Annotated in this window: 15 protein-coding genes, 1 tRNA gene and 1 pseudogene; 14 read left to right on the plus strand and 3 right to left on the minus strand. The window is 71.6% G+C overall.

Features of this window, described 5'->3' with window-relative positions; all coding sequences use genetic code 11:
• Nucleotides 1-15: 15 nt before the first annotated feature.
• The 11 genes from ABT299_RS22200 (at nucleotide 16) to ABT299_RS22250 (ending at nucleotide 12141) form a co-directional block, all read left to right on the plus strand.
• Nucleotides 16-915, plus strand: coding sequence for an ADP-ribosylglycohydrolase family protein (locus ABT299_RS22200; RefSeq protein ID WP_500251850.1), 900 nt, complete (start codon nucleotides 16-18; stop codon nucleotides 913-915).
• A 103-nt stretch (nucleotides 916-1018) separates the two neighbouring features.
• Nucleotides 1019-1089, plus strand: a tRNA-Gln gene (locus tag ABT299_RS22205).
• Nucleotides 1090-1269: 180 nt separating this feature from the next.
• Nucleotides 1270-2712, plus strand: coding sequence for a bifunctional UDP-N-acetylglucosamine diphosphorylase/glucosamine-1-phosphate N-acetyltransferase GlmU (gene glmU, locus ABT299_RS22210; RefSeq protein WP_500251851.1), 1443 nt, complete (start codon nucleotides 1270-1272; stop codon nucleotides 2710-2712).
• Nucleotides 2713-2897: 185 nt separating this feature from the next.
• Nucleotides 2898-3878, plus strand: a complete 981-nt coding sequence (locus tag ABT299_RS22215) for a ribose-phosphate diphosphokinase (RefSeq protein WP_190854529.1) — start codon at nucleotides 2898-2900, stop codon at nucleotides 3876-3878.
• A gap of 632 nt (nucleotides 3879-4510) precedes the next feature.
• Nucleotides 4511-5155, plus strand: coding sequence for a 50S ribosomal protein L25/general stress protein Ctc (locus ABT299_RS22220; protein WP_190854527.1), 645 nt, complete (start codon nucleotides 4511-4513; stop codon nucleotides 5153-5155).
• 74 nt (nucleotides 5156-5229) lie between these two features.
• A complete protein-coding gene (gene pth, locus ABT299_RS22225; RefSeq protein WP_190854524.1) occupies nucleotides 5230-5805 on the plus strand; it encodes an aminoacyl-tRNA hydrolase in 576 nt (191 codons plus the stop codon).
• A 189-nt stretch (nucleotides 5806-5994) separates the two neighbouring features.
• Nucleotides 5995-7470: a sugar transferase gene (locus ABT299_RS22230; RefSeq protein ID WP_190854522.1), complete on the plus strand. Its 1476-nt coding sequence runs from the start codon at nucleotides 5995-5997 to the stop codon at nucleotides 7468-7470.
• Nucleotides 7471-7656: 186 nt separating this feature from the next.
• A complete protein-coding gene (locus tag ABT299_RS22235; RefSeq protein WP_433148116.1) occupies nucleotides 7657-8649 on the plus strand; it encodes an inositol monophosphatase family protein in 993 nt (330 codons plus the stop codon).
• Between the two features lie 120 nt (nucleotides 8650-8769).
• On the plus strand, nucleotides 8770-9687 hold the full coding sequence (gene cysD, locus ABT299_RS22240) for a sulfate adenylyltransferase subunit CysD (RefSeq protein WP_151542371.1): 918 nt from the start codon (nucleotides 8770-8772) through the stop codon (nucleotides 9685-9687).
• A 59-nt stretch (nucleotides 9688-9746) separates the two neighbouring features.
• Nucleotides 9747-11009, plus strand: coding sequence for a sulfate adenylyltransferase subunit 1 (locus ABT299_RS22245; protein WP_190854980.1), 1263 nt, complete (start codon nucleotides 9747-9749; stop codon nucleotides 11007-11009).
• Nucleotides 11010-11073: 64 nt separating this feature from the next.
• Entirely contained in the window at nucleotides 11074-12141 is a 1068-nt protein-coding gene (locus ABT299_RS22250) for a glucose-1-phosphate thymidylyltransferase (RefSeq protein ID WP_433245704.1), read from the plus strand.
• Here the strand turns inward: ABT299_RS22250 and ABT299_RS22255 are convergent.
• A pseudogene (locus ABT299_RS22255) lies at nucleotides 12114-13372 on the minus strand (RNA-guided endonuclease InsQ/TnpB family protein). The gene ABT299_RS22250 and the pseudogene ABT299_RS22255 overlap by 28 nt on opposite strands.
• 116 nt (nucleotides 13373-13488) lie before the next feature.
• On the opposite strand from ABT299_RS22255, the gene rfbB reads away from it, so the two are divergent.
• The gene (gene rfbB / locus ABT299_RS22260; RefSeq protein ID WP_190854513.1) at nucleotides 13489-14487 is read left to right on the plus strand and encodes a dTDP-glucose 4,6-dehydratase; all 999 of its coding nucleotides are present in this window, start codon (nucleotides 13489-13491) and stop codon (nucleotides 14485-14487) included.
• Nucleotides 14484-15359 (plus strand): dTDP-4-dehydrorhamnose reductase, encoded by an 876-nt coding sequence (gene rfbD / locus ABT299_RS22265; protein WP_500251852.1) that lies wholly within the window; start codon nucleotides 14484-14486, stop codon nucleotides 15357-15359. The genes rfbB and rfbD overlap by 4 nt, the downstream gene beginning before the upstream one ends.
• Here the strand turns inward: rfbD and rfbC are convergent.
• On the minus strand, nucleotides 15332-15931 hold the full coding sequence (gene rfbC / locus ABT299_RS22270; protein ID WP_500251853.1) for a dTDP-4-dehydrorhamnose 3,5-epimerase: 600 nt from the start codon (nucleotides 15929-15931) through the stop codon (nucleotides 15332-15334). The genes rfbD and rfbC overlap by 28 nt on opposite strands.
• Nucleotides 15932-15978: 47 nt before the next feature.
• Here rfbC and ABT299_RS22275 point away from each other — a divergent pair, with 47 nt between their 5' ends.
• Complete coding sequence (locus ABT299_RS22275) at nucleotides 15979-17019, plus strand: hypothetical protein (protein WP_500251854.1); 1041 nt, start codon at nucleotides 15979-15981, stop codon at nucleotides 17017-17019.
• Here ABT299_RS22275 and ABT299_RS22280 read toward each other — a convergent pair.
• Nucleotides 16963-18321, minus strand: a complete 1359-nt coding sequence (locus tag ABT299_RS22280) for an O-antigen ligase family protein (RefSeq protein WP_387023068.1) — start codon at nucleotides 18319-18321, stop codon at nucleotides 16963-16965. The genes ABT299_RS22275 and ABT299_RS22280 overlap by 57 nt on opposite strands.
• Nucleotides 18322-18362 lie beyond the last annotated feature (41 nt).

Below are 18362 nucleotides of genomic sequence, written 5' to 3' on the forward strand. Positions count from 1 at the left end.
CCGGAAGGACCGCCCATGCCCCCGACTCCGGCCGAGCGCTCCGCGCGCGCCCACGCCTCCCTGGCGGGCCTCTCCACCGCCGACGCGTTCGGCGACCAGTTCTTCGTCCTGGCCAACCGGCACGTGTCCGCGGAGGCGGGTGTGCCGCCGGCGCCGTGGGGGTGGTCGGACGACACGGAGATGGCGTGCTCGGTAGTAGACGTTCTAAACCGATTCGGGCAAATCGACCAGGACGCACTGGCGCGGTCGTTCGCCGACCGGTTCGACATCCACCGCCGCTACGGCGCGGGCGCCGTCGAGTTGCTGGAGCGCATCCGGGGCGGTGACCACTGGCATCGCGCCTCGCGGGAGCTGTTCGACGGCAAGGGCTCCTTCGGCAACGGCGCGGCGATGCGCGTCGCGCCCCTCGGCGCCTTCTTCGCGGACGACCTCGACCGCGCCGCGGCCCAGGCGGCCCTCTCGGCCGAGATCACCCACTCGCACGTCGAGGGGATCGCCGGTGCCGTGGCGGTGGCCGTCGCCGCCGCCTACGTCGCCTCCCGGAAGGACGGCGGCGTCGCCCCCAGGGACGTCATCGAGGTGGCGCTGGAGCACACCGCGATGGGCGAGTACGTGCGGCGCGGCCTCAAGCGGGCATTGCGCCTGCTGTCCAAGTCCCCGCAGGACGCCGCCCACGACCTGGGCAACGGCAACCGCATCTCGGCGCAGGACACCGTGCCCTACGCGCTGTGGGCGGCGGCCACCCGGCTGACCGACTACGAGGCGGCGGTACGCGCGTGCGTCATGGTCGGCGGCGACATGGACACCACGTCCGCGATCGCCGGCGGGATCGTGGCCGCCCATCTCGGCGCCGAGGCCGTCCCCGCCGCATGGTCGCACGCCCGCGAGCCGCTGCCCGGCTGGCTCGCCCGGTAAAGTCCTGCGGGCGAGGGAAAAGCCGTAGGGGCGCCCGGGATCCACTCGGTATCGTGTTCCCGTGCGAGCTGACACTCCATCGCAGAGAGGTTCACATCGCCCTTCCCGGGTCGTCTAGGGGCAGGACAACTGATTTTGGTTCAGTCAACGGAGGTTCGATTCCTCCCCCGGGAGCACATCTGTCCGAATTGCCGTCTTCTGGGGCGTCTGTCCTGGTGAGGTGGCCCGCGGGGTGACGCGCGCCCAGCGGGCGGTATCCTTCCCGTGTCGGGTGCGCTCCGGCCTGCCATGCCCTGATGTCGCAGGTGGACGCGCTCGCAGCCGATCCCGTCCGCGATGCCGAGGAGCCTCCTAGTGAGTGCCAACAGCCCGGCCGCCGTCATCGTTCTCGCCGCGGGCGAGGGCACGCGAATGAAGTCCCGCACCCTGAAGGTCCTGCACGAGCTGTGCGGGCGCGCGATGCTGGGCCACGTGCTCGCCGCCGCCCGCGAGCTCGAGCCGCGGCGGCTCGTCGCGGTCGTCGGGCACCGCCGCGAGCAGGCCGTCGCCTACCTGGGCGAGCACGCGCCGGACGTGGAGCCCGTCGTCCAGGAGGTCCAGGGCGGGACGGGGCACGCCGTCCGGATGGCGCTGGAGCAGACCGGATCGCTCGACGGCACCGTCGTGGTGACCAACGGCGACCATCCGCTGCTGCGCGGCGAGACCCTCGCCGCGCTTGTCCGCACGCACGAGGACGAGGGCAACGCGGTCACCGTCCTCACGACCGAGATGCCCGACGCGACCGGATACGGGCGGATGATCCGCGCGGCGGACGGCAGCGTCGAGGCGATCGTCGAGCACAAGGACGCCACCGACGCGCAGCGCGCCGTCACCGAGATCAACGTCGGCATGTACGCCTTCGACGGCACCCTGCTGGAGGACGCGCTCAAGCGGGTGACCACCGACAACGCCGGCGGCGAGGAGTACCTCACCGACGTCGTGGCGATCCTGCGCGGCGACGGCCACCGGGCCGGCGCGCACCTGGTCGCCGACTGGGTCGAGACGCAGGGCGTGAACGACCGGGTCCAGCTGGCCCAGGCCCGCCGGCAGCTGAACGACCGCATCCTCGAGGCCCACATGCGGGCCGGGGTGACGATCATCGACCCCGCGTCCACCTGGATCGACGCCGACGTCACCGCCGAACCGGACGCCGTCGTGCACCCGGGCACCCAGCTGCACGGCCGCACCCACCTGGAGGCGGGCGCCAGCGTCGGGCCGAACTGCACCCTGACCGACACCCGCGTCGGCGCGGACGCGTCCGTGGTGAACGCCGTGTGCGTCGAGGCCGAGATCGGCCCGGAGGCGTCCGTCGGCCCGTTCGCCTACCTGCGGCCCGGGACGCGCCTGGCCCGCAAGGGCAAGATCGGCACCTACGTCGAGACCAAGAACGCCGAGATCGGCGAGGGCACCAAGGTGCCGCACCTCACCTACGTCGGCGACGCCGAGATCGGCGACCACTCCAACATCGGCGCGAGCTCGGTGTTCGTGAACTACGACGGCGAGCGCAAGCACCGCAGCGTGATCGGCTCCCACGTGAAGGTCGGCAGCGACAACATGATCGTCGCGCCGGTGACGGTGGGCGACGGCGCCTACACCGCCGCCGGCTCGGTGATCATCCAGGACGTCCCGCCGGGGGCGATGGCCGTCGCGCGGGCGCGGCAGCGCAACGTCGAGGGCTGGGTCGAGCGCAAGCGGCCCGGCTCGCCCGCGGCGGAGGCGGCGCGCCGCGCCGCCGAGGACCGGGACGAGCCGGCCTGACGGCACGCGCCGGAGAGCAGGCGCGCCGATGACTGCCCCGCCGTCCGGCGGGGAGGTGGAGGACAGCGGCGTCCCCCACGGACAACAGACGACCGGGCATCACGGAGAGGACTCTTGTGGTGCCCGGGGAGTGGGGACGACAACCCACATGAGTGCACAGTTCCATTGAGGGGGAGTTGTCAGAGGTGAGTGGGATCAAAGCGAGCGGTCAGAAGAAGCTGATGCTCTTCACCGGCCGAGCCCACCCGGACCTGGCCAAGGAGGTCGCCGACAACCTCCACGTCGACCTGACGCCGACGTCCGCGTACGACTTCGCCAACGGTGAGACGTTCGTGCGGTTCCTGGAGTCGGTCCGTGGCTCCGACGCCTTCGTGATCCAGAGCCACACAGCTCCCATCAACCAGTGGATCATGGAGCAGCTGATCATGGTGGACGCGCTGAAGCGCGCGTCCGCCAAGCGGATCACGGTCGTCGCGCCGTTCTTCGGCTACGCCCGGCAGGACAAGAAGCACCGCGGCCGCGAACCGATCTCGGCGCGGCTCATGGCCGACCTGTTCAAGACCGCCGGCGCCGACCGGCTGATCACCGTGGACCTGCACACCGCGCAGATCCAGGGGTTCTTCGACGGCCCCGTCGACCACCTGTTCGCGCTGGACCTGCTGGCGCACCACTTCGAGAGCCGCCTCGACACCTCCCGGGTGACCGTGGTCGCGCCCGACGCCGGCCGCGTCCGGGTGACCGAGCGCTGGTCCGACCGGCTCGGCGGCGTCCCGATGGCGATCATCCACAAGAAGCGCGACCCGGACGTCGCCAACGAGGTGAAGGTCTTCGACGTCGTCGGCGAGGTCAAGGGCCGCACCTGCGTCGTGGTCGACGACATGATCGACACGGGCGGGACCATCGTGAAGGCCGCCGACGCGCTGTTCGACCACGGCGCCGACAAGGTCGTCGTCGCCGCCACCCACGGCGTCCTGTCCGGCCCCGCGGTCGACCGGCTGAAGAACTCCCGGATCTCCGAGGTCGTCCTGACCAACACGCTCCCCATCCCGGAGGACAAGCAGTTCGACAAGCTGACGGTCCTGTCGATCGCCCCGCTGGTCGCCCGCGCGATCAACGAGGTCTTCAGCGACGGCTCCGTCACCAGCCTCTTCGGCGGGCACAGCTGACATTGCTTTGTCCTCGGCGGTCGGGCCCTGGGGGCCCTCCCTTCAACGGACAAAGCGTGCGATCGCTGCATCGCTCCGACTCGCCCTGGGGGCTCGCTGCGCGATCAAGTTCTCGCAAGCTCGAACTTGGCTTCGCTCGCGATCGCGACGGTCGAGGTCGTTGCGTGGCCGGGGCCGTCCGCTGAGGTCGCCGGCCAAGGTCACTCCTGTGGCTGGGGTCGTCGGTCAAGGTCGGTTCCGTGGCTGAGGTCGCTGCGGCGGCTGAGGTGATCGTTGGCGGTCGTTATGCGGTCGGCGTGCCGGGGTAGCGGAACCCGGCGGGGCGGGCGTTCGTCTTTCCAGGCGAGGGTGCCGTTCGCGTCCGGCTCTGACCGGGCCGTCAACGTCGGAGAAGGGCCCCCGCGGCGGGTCGTCGCGGGGGCGATGGCGTTGCGCGTGGAAACGATCGGCTAGACTTCTTGAATCCGCGTATGCCCCGGGTCGTCAGTGCGGCTCCGTTCAGGTCCGTACTCCCCGGGTAACGCAAAGAATCTTCGAGGCGCCTGACGCATCGAGCTACGCCTGATTCGCTCTGTCCGTAGCGGACGTCCTGCGGGACGGCCGTGGATCGCAACAAGCAAGGAGTTTTCGCCGTGTCCGAGGTACGCATCGCCGCCGAGCCGCGCACCGAGTTCGGTAAGGGTGCCGCGCGGCGCACCCGCCGGGCCGGCAAGGTGCCCGCCGTCCTCTACGGTCACGGCACCGACCCGCAGCACATCACGCTGCCGGGCCACGAGCTGATGCTCGCGCTGAAGACCCCGAACGTGCTGCTGACCATCGAGGGCGTCGGCAGCGGTGCGGAGCTCGCGCTGCCCAAGGACGTGCAGCGCGACCCGATCAAGGGCTTCCTGGAGCACGTCGACCTGCTGCTGGTCAAGCGGGGCGAGAAGGTCACCGTCGACCTGCCGGTGAACGTCGTCGGCGAGGTGGTCGCGGGCGGTGTCGTGCAGCAGGAGGCCGTCCAGATCTCGGTCGAGACCGAGGCGACGCACATCCCCGAGTCGGTGGAGCTGTCCATCGAGGGCGTCGAGGTCGGCACGCAGCTGCTGGCCAAGGACCTGAAGCTGCCGTCGGGCACCACGCTGGCGACCGACGAGGAGACGCTGATCCTGCAGATCGCCGACGCGTCGGCGTCCGCGGGCGACACCGAGACCGCGGCCGAGGCGGAGGCCGCCGAAGCCGCGGCGGAGGCCGCCGAGGCGGCGGCCGAGGCCGAGGCGGAGGAGCCCGCCGAGTAGCACGGCGGAACGGCGGAACGACGAACGGCCCCCGCAGGCACGCCTGCGGGGGCCTTCGGCTGTGAGGAGATCGGGTGAGCACGGACGTCTGGCTGGTGGTCGGCCTGGGCAATCCGGGACCGTCGTACGCCGGCAACCGGCACAACGCCGGGTTCATGGTGCTGGACGTGCTGGCGGGCCGGGCCGGCGGCCGGTTCAAGGCGCACCGGTCGCGGGCGGACGTGCTGGAGGGCCGGCTCGCGGGCGTCCGCGCGGTGCTGGCGAAGCCGCGGACGTACATGAACGAGTCGGGCGGCCCGGTGAAGGGGCTGCGGGACTTCTACAAGGTTCCGGTGGAGCGGCTGATCGTCGTCCACGACGAGCTGGACATCCCGTTCGGGGCGCTGCGGTTGAAGCGCGGCGGCGGTGACAACGGTCACAACGGGCTGCGGTCGATCACGAAGTCGCTCGGCGACAAGGAGTACCTGCGGGTCAGGTTCGGGGTGGGGCGGCCGCCCGGGCGGATGGACGCGGCGGCGTTCGTGCTGAAGGACTTCTCGGCGGCGGAGCGGAAGGTCCTGGACCTGGAGGTCGACCGGGCGGCGGACGCGGTGGAGGCGCTGCTGACCGGGAGCCTGGAGGCCGCGCAGAACGAGTTCCACGCGGGCTGAAACCACGCGGGGCAGGCGTTTTCGGCAATCGGCCGGATGCGGTCCGTGCCGAGGCGGACACGGCGCGGCGCTCGTAAAATTCTGCGCGGATGAGGTTCACGTTTTATGTGAACCTTGGGAGCTGTTCAACCGTCTCTGGGGTGGATCGAGCTTTTCGGGGCGCGCGTTACATGGGTTGGGTGAGGTCGTATGGCCGTCGTTGACAAGGTTCAGGCCGAGTCACCGATTCGCCAGGAGCAACGTCGCCCGGATGCGCAGAGCTGGAGTGGATGGTACCGCCGGTTCGCCGGCGGGCTCGATTTCTTCAGCATGCTCGCGGCCGGGGTGATCGCGTTCGTGCTCCGCTTCCCGGGGGTGCCCAGCGATCCGACGGCGCCGTACGTCGCGCTGACGGTGGCGCTGCCGGTCCTCTGGGTGCCGATGCTGATGCTGTGCCGGGCGTACCAGCCGCGGTACATCGGCGTGGGGTACGAGGAGTTCAAGGGCGTCCTGCGCGCGGGGTTCATCTTCACCGCGACGCTGGCGATCCTGGCGTACGCCACCAAGACGGAGGTGGCGCGCGGGTACGTCGTGATGGCGATGCCGCTCGGCACGTTCCTGGACCTGGTCGCGCGGTACCGGCTGCGCAAGTGGCTGCACCGCAAGCGCTGGAACGGGGAGTGCATGCGGCGGGTGGTGGCGGTGGGGCACCGCACGTCCGTCGCGGACCTCATCCGGCTGCTGCGGCAGAAGCGGTACCACGGGATGGACATCGTGGCGGTGTGCCTGCCGCCGGCGCTGGCGTCGGGCGATGACGCCGTCCACGAGGTGGAGGGCGTGCCGGTGCTCGGCGACTTCGGCCAGACGGCGGCCGTCGCGGAGCGGACCGGCGCCGACTCGGTGGCGGTGCTGGCCTGTCCGGAGATGGACGGGGTGGCGCTGCGCCGGCTGGCGTGGCAGATCGAGCGGGACGACGTCGAGCTGGTGGTGGCGCCGGCGCTGATGGACGTGACGGGTCCGCGGATCTCGATCCGTCCGGTGTCGGGCCTGCCGCTGCTGCACGTGGAGCATCCGGAGCTGGACGGCGGCCGGCGGGTGCTGAAGGGGCTGTTCGACCGGACGGCGGCGCTGACCGGCCTGCTGCTGCTGAGCCCGCTGATGCTGGTGGTCGCGTTCCTGATCAAGGTGACGAGCGCCGGGCCGGTGATGTTCAAGCAGGTCCGGGTCGGGCGCGGCGGCCGCGAGTTCACGGTGCTGAAGTTCCGCACGATGGTGCAGGACGCGGAGGCGCGCAAGAACGCGCTGATGGAGCACAACGAGAACGACGGCGTGCTGTTCAAGATCCGGGAGGACCCGCGCATCACGAAGGTGGGGCGGTGGCTGCGCCGCTACTCGCTGGACGAGCTGCCGCAGCTGTTCAACGTGTTGCGGGGCGACATGTCGCTGGTGGGGCCGCGCCCGCCGCTGCCGGAGGAGGTCGCGCAGTACGGCGGCGACGTGTACCGGCGGCTCGTGGTGAAGCCGGGACTGACGGGCCTCTGGCAGGTCAGCGGCCGCTCGGACCTGACGTGGGACGAGTCGGTCCGGCTCGACCTGCGGTACGTGGACAACTGGTCGCTCGCGCTGGACCTGCAGATCATGTGGAAGACGTGGTCGGCGGTGTTCCGCGGCTCCGGCGCCTACTGACCGCGGCGGCACCGGCCGCGGCGCCCGCGAGCGGCGGGTGCCGAGTGCCGCGGCGCGTACCGGACGCCGGTACGCGCCCCACGCCCGGTCTCGCCAGGTGGGACGTGACCCTGGCACCGGGCGGTGTGGGGTATGCATGAGAAAGTAGACCGGGCAGACCAGTCGAGTCGGGAATGTGATCAACGGATGACCGAGAGAGCCGTGGCGGACGACCACGCGCTGGCGGCGGAGCTCGCCGCGGCGGCGGGGCGGCTGCTGCTGGGCGTGCGGGACGAGATGGGCTTCGCCGACGGGCGCGCCCTGAAGGACACCGGCGACCTGCGGTCGCACGAGTACCTGATGGCGGCGCTGGCGGAGCGCTGTCCCGGTGACGCCGTGCTCTCGGAGGAGGGCCGCTCGTCGGTGGCGGGCAAGCGCTCCCAGGGCGACGACCGCGCCCCGACGCGCAACACCGGCGAGGCCGAGCGGCTGTCGGCGTCCCGCGTGTGGATCATCGATCCGCTGGACGGGACCCGGGAGTTCTCCGAGGAGGGCCGCCGCGACTGGGCCGTCCACGTGGCGCTGTGGGAGCGGGACGCGGCGGGCGCGGCGCGGCTGTCGGCGGGCGCGGTCGCGCTGCCGGCGCAGGGCCTGACGCTGCGCACCGACGCCACGGGCGGCGCGGCGCTCGTCCGCGACGACCCCGGCGAGCCGGACCCGGTGACCGCGGGTTCGGACGCCGCGCGCCGGGGCCTGCCGCGGGAGGTGCCGCTGCACGTGCCCGCGCCGGACCCGGGGAAGCTGCGGATCGCGGTGAGCCGGACGCGGCCGCCCGAGTTCGTGCAGCGGCTTGCCGAGAAGCTGGAAAAGGCGGTTGCGGGGGGCGTGGGGGGTCGTCCCCCCTCGGAAGGCCTGGACGTGGAGCTGGTGCCGATCGGCTCGGCGGGGGCGAAGATCTCCGCGGTGCTGCTCGGCGAGGTGGACGCCTACGTGCACGCGGGCGGCCAGTACGAGTGGGACTCGGCGGCGCCGGCGGCGGTGGCGCTCGCGGCGGGCGCGCACGCGTCGCGCGTCGACGGGGCCCCGCTGGAGTACAACCGGAAGGACCCGAGGCTGCCGGATATCCTGGTGTGCCACCCCGTGTCGGCGTCGACGCTGCTGACCGGCATCGGAGACGTGAGCGACAGCCTGCCCGACTGACCGCCTCGCCAGGCGGGATTGATCAGCGGCGGGCCGACGTTCGATCCGGTGGGAAGCGCGTGCGCCCGTCCCGTGCCACCGGTTGCATCTGCCAGTACAGCGTGGAGAGAGTCCCAGACCATGCAGCGTTGCGATTACCTGCTGTCCCAGCTAGACGTCCTCGAAGCCGAGTCGATCCATATCTTCCGGGAGGTGGCGGCCGAGTTCGAGCGGCCCGTGCTGCTGTTCTCGGGCGGCAAGGACAGCATCGTGATGCTGCGCCTGGCCCAGAAGGCGTTCTGGCCCGCGCCGATCCCGTTCCCGGTGATGCACGTCGACACCGGGCACAACTTCCCCGAGGTGATGGAGTACCGCGACCGGCGCGTCGCCGAGCTGGGCGTCCGGCTGGTCGTGGCGTCGGTGCAGGACGCGATCGACTCCGGCCGGGTGGTGGAGCAGAAGGGGCGCCGCGCGTCGCGGAACCGGCTGCAGATCACGCCGCTGCTGGACGCGATCGAGGAGCACGGGTTCGACGCGGCGTTCGGCGGTGCGCGCCGCGACGAGGAGAAGGCGCGCGCGAAGGAGCGCGTGGTGTCGTTCCGGGACGAGTTCGGCCAGTGGGACCCGAAGAACCAGCGGCCGGAGCTGTGGAACCTGTTCAACACGCGGATCACGCAGGGCGAGCACGTCCGGGTGTTCCCGCTGTCGAACTGGACCGAGCTGGACATCTGGGACTACGTGCGGCGCGAGGAGCTGGAGCTGCCGCCGATCTACTTCGCGCACACCCGGCGGGTGTTCGAGCGCGACGGGCTGCTGCTGGACGCCGAGACCGGGTTCGCGAACCGCGGTGACGACGAGCCGGAGTTCGAGGCGTCCGTCCGGTACCGGACGGTGGGCGACGCGTCCTGCACGGGCGCGGTGAAGTCGAACGCCGCGACGCTGGAAGAGGTGATCGCGGAGATCGCCGCGACGCGGATCACCGAGCGCGGCCAGACCCGCGCCGACGACCGGACCAGCGAGGCCGCCATGGAGGACCGCAAGAAGGAGGGCTACTTCTAATGGCCAGCACGAACGAGCCCGCCGAGCGCGCGTCCGCCACGACCGAGCAGGTCAAGGGCATGGACCTGCTGCGGTTCGCCACCGCCGGCAGCGTCGACGACGGCAAGTCCACCCTGATCGGGCGGCTGCTGTTCGACTCCAAGTCCATCTTCGAGGACCAGCTGGAGTCGGTCGAGAAGACCAGCGTGGACCGCGGCGAGGAGTACACGAACCTCGCGCTGCTGACCGACGGGCTCCGCGCCGAGCGGGAGCAGGGCATCACCATCGACGTGGCGTACCGCTACTTCGCGACGCCGCGCCGCAAGTTCATCATCGCCGACACCCCCGGGCACATCCAGTACACCCGGAACATGGTGACGGGCGCGTCCACCGCCGACCTGGCGATCATCCTGGTGGACGCCCGCAAGGGGATCCTGGAGCAGTCCCGGCGGCACGCGTTCCTGACCACGCTGCTGCAGGTCCCGCACCTGGTCGTGGCGATCAACAAGATGGACCTCGTCGACTACGACCAGGCCGTCTACGAGCGGATCGTCGACGAGTTCACCGCGTTCGCCTCCAAGCTGGACGTCTCCGACCTGACGTTCATCCCGATCTCGGCGCTGCACGGCGACAACGTCGTCGAGCGCAGCGTGAACATGCCGTGGTACGACGGGTCGTCGCTGCTGCACCACCTGGAGCACGTGCACATCGCCTCCGACCGCAACCTCATCGACGTGCGGTTCCCGGTGCAGTACGTGATCCGTCCGCACGCCTCCACCGACCCCGACCTGCACGACTACCGCGGCTACGCGGGGCAGGTCGCGGGCGGCGTGCTGAAGCCGGGCGACGAGGTGGTGCACCTGCCGTCCGGGCTGACCACGACGATCACCCACATCGACGGCCCGAACGGCCCGGTCGAGGAGGCGTACGCGCCGATGTCGGTGACGCTGCGGCTCGCCGACGACATCGACATCTCCCGCGGCGACATGATCGCGCGCCCGCACAACCGGCCGGAGGTCGCGCAGGACCTCGACGCGATGGTGTGCTGGATGACCCCGGACCGGGTCCTCACCCCGCGCTCCAAGCTGATCATCAAGCACACCACCCGCACCGCGAAGGCGCTGGTGAAGGACCTGCACTACCGGCTGGACGTCAACACGCTGCACCGCGACGAGCAGGCGGAGGGCCTCGGCCTGAACGAGATCGGCCGGATCTCGCTGCGGGTGACGCAGCCGCTGTTCGTCGACGACTACAACCGCAACCGGCTGACCGGCGGCTTCATCCTGATCGACGAGGCCACCAACAACACCGTCGGCGCCGGGATGATCACCGGCGCCCGATAAGCACCCCTTTGGAGCCCCCCGTGCACCTGCCCGCCCCCCAGGGCCCGACCTCCGCCGTCGCGCCGTGAAGGCCCTCGTGCTGGCGGGCGGCGCCGGGTCCCGGCTCCGCCCCATCACCCACACCTCGGCGAAGCAGCTCGTCCCGGTCGCGAACAAGCCGGTCCTGTTCTACGGCCTGGAGTCGATCCGGGACGCCGGCATCCGCGAGGTCGGCATCGTCGTCGGCGACACCGAGGCGGAGATCCGCGGCGCCGTCGGCGACGGCTCGGCGTTCGGCCTCGACGTGACGTACCTGCGCCAGGACGCCCCGCGCGGGCTGGCGCACGCCGTCCTCATCGCCCGCGAGTACCTCGGCGGCGACGACTTCGTGATGTACCTCGGCGACAACTTCATCGTCGGCGGCATCGACGGGCTCGTCGACCGGTTCCGCGCGGAGCGCCCGCAGGCGCAGATCATGCTGACGCACGTCTCCGACCCGCGCGCGTTCGGCGTCGCCGAACTCGACGGCGCCGGCCGGGTCGTCGCGCTGGAGGAGAAGCCGGAGTTCCCGAAGAGCGACCTGGCGCTCGTCGGGGTGTACCTGTTCAGCCCGGCGGTGCACGACGCGGTCGCTGAGCTGAAGCCGTCCGCGCGCGGCGAGCTGGAGATCACCGACGCGATCCAGTGGCTGATCGACCACGGCCACCGGGTCGAGTCCACGGTGATCACCGGCTACTGGAAGGACACCGGCAACGTCACCGACATGCTGGAGGTCAACCGCCTCGTCCTGGAGGGCGTCGAACCTCATGTGGAGGGCGAGGTGGACGGGGCCAGCGAGCTGATCGGCCGGGTCGTGGTGGAGGCGGGCGCCCGCGTCGCGGGGTCCCGCGTCGTCGGCCCGGTCATCGTCGGCGCCGGCTCGGTCGTCCGCGACTCCTACGTCGGCCCGTTCACCTCCATCGACCGCGACTGCGCGGTCCTGGACAGCGAGATCGAGTACTCGATCGTGCTGCGCGGCGCGTCCATCGACGGCGTCGGCCGCATCGAGTGCTCGCTGATCGGCCGCGAGGCCGAGGTCACCCCCGCCCCCCGCGTCCCGAAGGCCCACCGCCTCGTCCTGGGAGATCACAGCAAAGTGCAGATCAGCAATTGACCGGCAGTCCCCTTGCGAAAGGGGAATCCGGCGGTCGCCCGCCGGGCTTCCTGTTTCATCACCGCTCGCCCGCCGGGAAGAATCTCCGTTGAGGTCTTACAGCAGCTCCGCAGGCGTTTCGCCTCTCCGCCGGCCCGGCGGCGAGGATGTTCTGCGCAGCGTTGACGTCCCGGTCGTGACGGGCGCCGCAGGCGGCGCAGCTCCACTCGCGGACCGCCAAGGGCATCGCGGAAGCACGGCGTCCGCAGGAACTGCACAGCTTGCTGGACGGGAACCAACGATCGACCACGGTCAGTTCGCGTCCGTACCAGTCGGCCTTGTACTCCAGCATCGTGCGCAGCTCGCGCCAGCCCGCATCGGCGATGGCGCGAGCCAGGGACGGGTTCTTGAGCATGTTCCCGACGCCCAGGTCCTCGATCACGACCACTTGGTTCTCGCGGACGAGCCGAGTCGAAAGCTTGTGCAGGAAATCGCGCCGCCGGTCGGCGATCCGCGCATGGACGCGCGCGACGCGCCGCCGCGCCTTGGCGCGATTGGCCGAGCCCTTGCGTTTCCGGAAGAGGCTGCGCTGAGCTTCGGCGAGTCGCTTCCGGTCACGATCGCCGTACCGGGGATTGGTGACCTTCTCGCCCGTCGAAAGGGTCGCCAGCGCCGTGATGCCGAAGTCCACGCCTGTGCGCTGCGCGACGGGAGGCAGTGCGGCGACACTGTCCTCGCACAGCAGGGACACGAACCACCGCCCCGCCGCATCGCGGGTGACCGTGACCCTGGACGGCGTCGCTCCGCTGGGAAGCGGACGCGACCAGACGACACGGAGCGGCGCGTCCATCTTGGCGAGCGTCAGTTCATCGTTCCGGTAGGCGAACGCCGACCTGGTGTACTCGGCGGCACTTGCCTTGCCCTTCTTCCGCGACTTGAAGGACGGATGGCGCGCGCGTCCCGAGAAGAAGTTGGTGAACGCGCTCCGCAGGTGCCGCAGAGCTTGCTGAAGCGGAACCGACGAGACCTCCGCCAGAAAGCGGAAGGCCGGGTCGCGTTTCCACTGCGTGAGCCTCGCCGACGCCTCGTTGAGACCAAGGTGACGACCTTCGGTGCGGAAGACCCGGATGTGCTCCTCCAGGGCCTTGTTATAGACGAGGCGGACACAACCGAAGGTCCGTACAAGCTGCGTGGCTTGTTGAGGCGTGGGGTAGCAGCGGTACTTGAACGCTCGCTTGACGGTCCGCGGCATGGGACGGACTGTAGCGGTTCGTTTGCTCTGCGTCGTGCGTTTGTTCGAAGTTCCATGGCCACCTCCGCTGCTCCTGTGCCGGAAGGCGGATGTCCGAATGAGGAGTTCAGATGGACATGACGGGTGACCGACCCCCGCGGGTGCTGGTGACGGGTGGGGCCGGGTTCATTGGGTCGCAGTATGTGCGGGACCTCGCGTCCGGGGCGTTCCCCGCGTGGGCCGGCGCCGAGATCACCGTGCTGGACAAGCTGACCTACGCCGGGAACCTGGCGAACCTGGAGCCGGTCGAAGGGCGGTTCACCTTCGTCCACGGCGACATCTGCGACGGCGGGCTGCTCGCGGAGCTGGTGCCGGGGCATGACGTGGTGCTGAACTTCGCGGCCGAGTCGCACGTGGACCGGTCGATCGCCAGCGGCGCGGAGTTCGCGCGGACGAACGTGCTCGGCGTGCAGACGCTGATGCAGGCGTGCCTGGACGCGGGGACCCCCCGGGTCGTGCAGGTGTCCACCGACGAGGTGTACGGCAGCATCGACGAGGGCTCCTGGGACGAGGAGGCGCCGCTCGCGCCGAACTCGCCGTACTCGGCGGCGAAGGCCGGCGGCGACATGATGGCGCGCGCCTACGCGCGCACACACGGGCTGCCGGTCAGCATCACCCGCTGCGGCAACAACTACGGGCCCTACCAGTACCCGGAGAAGGTCATCCCGCTGTTCGCCACGAACCTGATGGACGGCCATACGGTGCCGCTGTACGGGGACGGCGGGAACGTGCGCGACTGGATCCACGCCGCCGACCACTGCCGCGGCATCCAGGTGGTCGCCGAGCGCGGCGAGCCCGGCGAGGTGTACCACATCGCGGGCACGGCGGAGCTGACGAACCTGGAGCTGACGCGGCGGCTGCTCGACGCGGTCGGCGCCGGCTGGGACATGGTCGAGCGCGTCGAGGACCGCAAGGGCCACGACCGCCGGTACTCGCTGTCGGACGCGAAGCTGCGCGCCCTCGGGTACGCGCCGCAGGTGGCGTTCGACGAGGGGCTGGCCGCGACGGTCCGCTGGTACGAGGAGAACCGCGCCTGGTGGGAGCCGCTGAAGAAGCGCTCGGAGGACGCGGCGTGACATGGCTGGTCACCGGTGCCGGCGGGATGCTCGGCACCGACGTCGTCGCGCGCCTCGGCGGCGCGGTGGCGCCGCGGCGGAGTGAGCTGGACCTGACCGACGCGGGCGCGGTCCGGGAGGCGCTGCGGCGGCACCGGCCCGACGTGGTGGTGAACTGCGCCGCCTGGACGGCCGTGGACGACGCGGAGGCGCACGAGGACGCGGCGCTCGCCGTCAACGGCACCGCCGTCGAGGCGCTCGTCGGGGCGTGCGCGGAGATCGGCGCGAAGCTCGTGCAGGTGTCCACCGACTACGTGTTCGACGGCTCCGCCACCGAGCCGTACCCGGAGGACGCCCCGGCCGCGCCCGTCAACGCCTACGGCCGGACGAAGCTCGCCGGCGAGGCGGCGGTGCTCGGCTACGAGCGCGGGTACGTGGTGCGGACGGCGTGGCTGTACGGGGCGCACGGGCCCAGCTTCGTCCGGACGATGGCGCGGCTGGCGGGGGAGCGCGACACCGTCGAGGTGGTCGACGACCAGGCCGGGCAGCCGACCTGGACCGGCGACCTCGCCGACCGGATCATCGCGCTGGCCCGCGCGGACGCCCCCGCCGGGGCGTACCACGGCACCAGCGCGGGCCGGACGACCTGGTACGGGCTGGCCCGCGAGGTGTTCGCGCTGCTCGGCCTCGACCCGGCCCGGGTGCGGCCCACGACGAGCGAGAGGTTCGTGCGGCCCGCGCCGCGTCCGGCGTTCAGCGTCCTCGGGCACGGCCGGTGGGCGGCGGCGGGCCTGGCGCCCATGCGCGACTGGCGGGACGCCCTGCACGCCGCCTGGCCGTCCCTGGCGGCGGCGTGGCCGGAGGCTCAGCCGGGCAGGCCGAGCTTGGCGTAGTGGTCGAGGCAGTCCTGGTAGGACGGCAGCAGCCCGGCGCGGCGGGCCTCCTCCAGGGTCGGGGCCTGCGCGTCCTTGTCGGACAGGACCGGCTCGATGCCGACGGGCCACTCGATGCCGATCTCCGGGTCGAGCGGGTGCACGCCGTGCTCGTGGCCCGGCGCGTAGGGCTCCGAGCACAGGTAGACGACCGTCGCGTCTTCCGTCAGCGCCATGAAAGCGTGGCCGACGCCTTCGGCGATGTACAGGCAGCGGCGCGTCTCGTCGTCCAGCCGGACGGCCTCCCACTGAGCGAACGTGGGGGATCCGACGCGCAGGTCGACGACGACGTCGAGGATCGCCCCGCGCAGGCACGTGATGTATTTGGCCTGGCCGGGCGGGACGTCGGCGAAGTGCACGCCGCGCAGCACCCCCTTGGACGACACCGAGCAGTTCGCCTGCGCCAGGTTCAGCCCGTGTCCCGTGACCGTCCGCAGCGCGTCGTCCCGGAACCACTCATGGAAAGATCCCCGCTGGTCACCGTGCACGCGGGGGGTGAAGCAGTAAGTACCTTTAATGCCGAGCGGATCCACATGCGCAAGAATGCCACACGGTTCCCGGCAGAGATGGACGTCAGACTGTGAGAACGAACCCCCTCAGGCTCCGGTTCGCCGCGGGTGGCGCGGCGGTGGTGCTCGTGGTCCTGACGGGGCCGGAGGCGGTCGCGGAGACGGCGCCGTCACCGAGTCCCGCCGTGACGACCACGGCGGCCGCCCGCACCGCGTTCCGGCCCGCGCTGGCCGGGCCCGCCGCGATGGTCGCGGGCGTGCTGCACCCCGACATCTGGTGGACGGTCGCGGCCGCCGTCGGCGGTCCCCGCCTGTTCGCTCTGGACGCCAAGGGCCGCACCCGCGCGACGTACACGCTGTCCGGTGCGACGGCGACGCGGTGGGACGCCATCACGATCGTGAAGAACGGGGCCGGGGAGTCGGGGCTGTTCGTCGGGGACCTGAGCTCCGGCCGGACGGGGGGCCTGCTGCTGCACCGGGTCGCCGAGCCGAGGACCCTGTCCGGCGGGACGCTGCCGGTGAAGACGTTCAGGCTCAAGTACCCCGACGGGGGGCACCGGGGCGCGGCGCTGCTGGCCGATCCGGCGGAGAGCCGCGTCTACATCATCACCCGGGACGCCGCGGCGGCGGCCGTGTTCGCGCTGCCGGGGGTGCTCGGCCCGTCGAACAACGCGCTGACGCGGCTGCGGACGCTGCCGTTCCCGGTGCGCGGCGGCGACTTCACCCGGGACGGGCGGGTGATCCTGAAGACGACCACGGACGTGCGGATCCTCGGCGGGATCCGGGACGACGTCGGGCAGGTCGTGAAGACGCCGGCGTCGCTGGCGGGGCCCGCGTTCGGGGTGTCGTCGGACGGCCGGAAGGTCCTGCTGGCGGGGGCGGGCGCCCGTCCGGTGTTCCGGACGGTGGAACTGCCCGAGGCGAACGCGGCGACGGAACCGGACCCGTCGGCGTCGCCGGCGACCGACGGCGGCGGCTCCCCGGTGGAGATCCCGTCCAAGTCCGGCATGCCGGGCGGTCTGCTCGGGACCGGGGCGCTGGTCGGGCTGGTCCTGCTAGGGCTTGTCGGGGCCGGCTTCTATCTGCGCGGTCGCCGTCACGGCGGCGGGTGACCAGCCGGCCGCGTCGACGACCGTCTCCGCGGGCGACCGCTGGACGACCGGGAGCGGGTCGCCGCCCTGCCTGCGCAGCGTCTCCGCCCACGCGACGAGGATGAACAGCCACACCGACGACACGTTCGCGGGGGCGGCGAGACCCTCGGTGGTCATGCTGTCGGTGAGGAAGCAGCCGAAGATCCCCAGCAGCATGCCGGCGTCGGCGCGCAGCGTCCGGTGCCGGCACAGCGTCAGCAGCACGAACCCGAGCGTCAGCAGCAGCGCGGCGAACGCGACGGTGCCGACCACGCCGTTGTCGACGAGCGCGTTGATGAACGCGTTGTGGCCGCCGCCGAGGCCGATGCTGTCCAGGAAGAGGCCGCGGGACGCGCCGAGGCCCCGGCCGAAGATCGGCTCCTCCCGGAACGCGTCCATCGCCAGCGACCACAGCTCGGTGCGGGAGTTCAGGGTGGCGAGCTGCTGGGTGCTCTCGCCGCGCGCCACGAACGCGAGGATCTTGTCGGAGAACGCCAGCACCGCCAGCACGGCGACCGCGGCGCCCATCACGATCAGGTCGATCCGGCCCTTGGGGCCGCGGGCGGTGGCCAGCAGGACGAGCAGCCCGGCGGCGCAGCCGAGCGCGGCGCCGCGCGTCCCGGTGGCGACGAGCGCGCCCGTCAGGACCGCCAGCGCCACCGCGTAGACGGCCGGGTGCCACAGCCGGTCCTGCGGCCGGTTCCATCGGATCAGGTAGCCGACGACCAGCAGGATCGCGACTGCGAGGTACACGCCGGCGATGACGGGGTGGACGTACAGCCAGTTGAACCGGGACTCGGTGTGCAGCGTCCGGGGGAACGGGTGCGCGGCGCCGATGCCCACCGACACCAGCACGATCCCGACGAAGATGTGCGCGAGCTTGCGCAGGTCGGCGGGGGTGGCGCGGGTCGCGATGGTGTGCGCCACCAGCATCGTGATCAGCAGCTGCACGCCGCGGACGATGCCGAGCGACTTGAACGGCGACCACAGCGCCGAGAACGCCACGTACCCGCAGAACAGCCATGCCGCGAGCAGCAGCCCGGTGGTGCGGCGGCGCGGCGCCCGCAGCCCGAACTTCCACACCAGGTAGAAGGCGGCGGCGCCGTAGATCGCGATCTCGACCAGGACGGTCAGGTCGGCGCTGCCGCCGACGGCGTTGTCGACGTCGCGGCTGCGCAGCTTGTAGTCGCTGGCGAGCATGAGGGCGAGCGGCAGGGTGAACGCCCACCAGCCGGCGCTCGGCGCGGGCGGCCGGCGGCGCGGGAAGACGCTCCTGACGGTCATGAGGCCCTCCCTGGGTGAGTCCGGCCGCCGCCGCGCCCTCG

It is taken from the genome of Spirillospora sp. NPDC000708 (assembly GCF_040299565.1).
Classification (GTDB): Bacteria; Actinomycetota; Actinomycetes; order Streptosporangiales; family Streptosporangiaceae; genus Spirillospora.

What these genes read in the sequence shown, in the direction of transcription:
- ABT299_RS22200 (WP_500251850.1), top strand. Translation starts at nt 16, where the DNA reads ATGCCCCCGACTCCGGCCGAGCGCTCCGCGCGCGCCCACGCCTCCCTG.
- ABT299_RS22230 (WP_190854522.1), top strand. Translation starts at nt 5,995, where the DNA reads ATGGCCGTCGTTGACAAGGTTCAGGCCGAGTCACCGATTCGCCAGGAG.
- ABT299_RS22235 (WP_433148116.1), top strand. Translation starts at nt 7,657, where the DNA reads ATGACCGAGAGAGCCGTGGCGGACGACCACGCGCTGGCGGCGGAGCTC.
- cysD (WP_151542371.1), top strand. Translation starts at nt 8,770, where the DNA reads ATGCAGCGTTGCGATTACCTGCTGTCCCAGCTAGACGTCCTCGAAGCC.
- ABT299_RS22245 (WP_190854980.1), top strand. Translation starts at nt 9,747, where the DNA reads ATGGACCTGCTGCGGTTCGCCACCGCCGGCAGCGTCGACGACGGCAAG.
- rfbB (WP_190854513.1), top strand. Translation starts at nt 13,489, where the DNA reads ATGACGGGTGACCGACCCCCGCGGGTGCTGGTGACGGGTGGGGCCGGG.
- ABT299_RS22280 (WP_387023068.1), bottom strand. Translation starts at nt 18,321, where the DNA reads ATGACCGTCAGGAGCGTCTTCCCGCGCCGCCGGCCGCCCGCGCCGAGC.